This is a genomic window from Mesorhizobium sp. M7A.F.Ca.AU.001.01.1.1 (assembly GCF_004022735.1).
Taxonomy (GTDB): Bacteria; Pseudomonadota; Alphaproteobacteria; order Rhizobiales; family Rhizobiaceae; genus Mesorhizobium; species Mesorhizobium ciceri.
In genome coordinates, this window is record NZ_RZPF01000913.1 from 1 (window position 1) to 2,207 (window position 2,207).

Genomic DNA, 2,207 nt, shown 5'->3' on the forward strand with positions numbered 1-2,207 from the left:
GCCCAGGTGCGCGCCGTCGCCTATTCGATGGATGCGCAGAAGCTGGCGTCGGCGGAAGAACCCATCCCGGAAGCGATAGCCGGCGACGCCGACGCGGTCGGCGCCGTCGTAGAGTCGGTGGCGCGTGCCACCATGGCCAGGGTCGCCAAGAGTTTTCGCGCGCTGCGCGCCATTGCGGTGGCGGTGCCGCGCATCGTCTCCAACAATCGTTTTGACCGGCCCGGCGGGCCGTCCGCCGTGCTTGGCCTGCTGCGGCGCAGTATCAAAGTGCCGATCATCCTGGAAAATAACGTCAATTGCGCGGCCATCGGCGAGATGCATTTTGGCGCCGCGCAAGGCCACCAGACCTTCGCCTTCCTGCAGGTCGGCGTGCGGGTCGGCCTCGGCTTCATCACCGAGGGGCGTTTGTTTCGCGGCGCCGGTGGTGCGGCCGGCGAAATCGGCCGCATGCCGTTTCCATGGTCGGCCAGCGAGACGCCCTATCGTGAAGGGCTCGAACATTATCTCGGCTCGCGGGCGTTGATCGAGCGCTGCCGTGTCGACTGGCCCGCAGGAGAAGGCGTGCCGCCCGACTCGGCCAAGGATCTTTTTGCACGCGCGCTCGAGGGCTCGCCGCCGGCGGTAGTGGCCGTCGCGCGCCATGGCGCCGATATCGGCAGGCTGGCGGCCGGCTGCATCGGCATGCTCGACCCCGGCCTGATCGTGCTCGGCGGCGGTGTCGGCAGAAACCCGCTGATGACGGAAAACGTCGAACGCGTCGCAGCAGAGCTTGCATGGTCAACACCCATCGCTGTCAGTTCCCTGGGGGATGACGGGACCGCGCTCGGTGCCGTGAAGCTGGCAGTTGATTACACTCTCGGGCTGATGCTGCGCGAAGGGCGTCACCCGGCTGTGGTGCTGCCCCCAGCGTCAAACGTGGAGAGTTAGAGGTGGTGTATTGTGGAGCACAGTATCTCGTCGTCGCTGAGCAGTGACTGCTCTTACCTTGCCAAGGAAGCGCCTGATTGACGAGAGAGAGATTGTGCCATGTGGATTTCGCTCATTACGGACTTCGGGAACGTTCGGGGCAGGGATTCAGGTGGTTGGACCGGCCGGCGAGGTCCAGGAGCTTGCCGTGATAGTCGCCGTCGACCTCCTGGTTGAGGTGCGGCATCAGCCTCGTTTCAGGCGATCATGAGGTCGGCTTCGAAATCCTGCTCGAGAACTGCATCTGCTCGAGGCCCGAAACGGCATCAGGATTGATTGGGACCGCTTGAGCCCTCTGGTTTCTGAGGCGACGCCTATTTCGTCACATCAGGCTGCCGACGCGTCAATGTGGCGCTCGCGATACCGAGGGATATTGCCTACCAGCGTTGATGCACATGGGGCTTGATGTCCTGGTCGTAGACGTCCCGGATCTTGCCCATGAGTTCATCGGACAGCCGCGGGAGGTCCGCGGCTTCAGCGTTGGAACGGGCCTGTGTGGGATTGCGGGCGCCCGGAATGACGACGCTCACCGCGTCGAACATCAAGATCCAGCGCAGCGCGAATTTCGCCATCGTCGTGTTGCCGGAAACCATCGGTCGGATGCGCTCGACCGCCGCCAGGCCTACCTCATAAGGCACGCCCGAAAACGTCTCGCCGACATCGAAGGCCTCGCCGTTGCGGTTGAACAGGCGGTGGTCGGTGGTCTCGAATTTGGTGTCGGCCTTGAACTTGCCCGACAGCAGGCCGCTGGCCAGGGGCACGCGGGCAATGATGGCCACGTCGTGCTTTTTCGCCTGATCGAAGAACAATTCCGCCGGTCGCTGGCGGAAGGCATTGAAGATGATCTGCACGCTGACGACGCCGGGATATTGCATCGCCTTCAGCGCTTCTTCGACGCGCTCGACGCTGACGCCATAATTGCGGATCTTGCCTTGCTCGACCAGCCGGTCGAGGCGCTCGAACACTTCAGGGTGGTAATAGAGGTCGGTCAGTGGGCAATGCAGTTGCACGAGGTCGAGCGTGTCGGCCTCGAGATATTTGAGGCTGCGGTCGACCCAGTCGGCCAGGTTCTTCTGGTTGAAGCCCTCGACCGTTTGTGACGGCAGCCGCTTTCCGGCCTTGGTGGCGATAAACGGCCGCTCACCGCCCCGTTCCTTCATCACCCTGGCGATCAGCTTCTCCGAGCGGCCATCGCCGTAGACGTCCGCCGTGTCGATGAAGGTGACGCCGGCGTCGAGGGC

The 2,207-nt window shown here is 63.6% G+C and carries 2 protein-coding genes; one reads left to right on the forward strand and one right to left on the reverse strand.

The features are described from left to right. The coding region (locus EN884_RS33875; RefSeq protein ID WP_164895346.1) for an ROK family protein at positions 1-927 on the forward strand (927 nt) is incomplete at its 5' end. A 416-nt stretch (positions 928-1,343) separates the two neighbouring features. Here EN884_RS33875 and EN884_RS33880 read toward each other — a convergent pair. Beyond that, positions 1,344-2,207: aldo/keto reductase (locus EN884_RS33880; RefSeq protein WP_164895347.1), on the reverse strand; the 864-nt coding region annotated here is incomplete at its 5' end.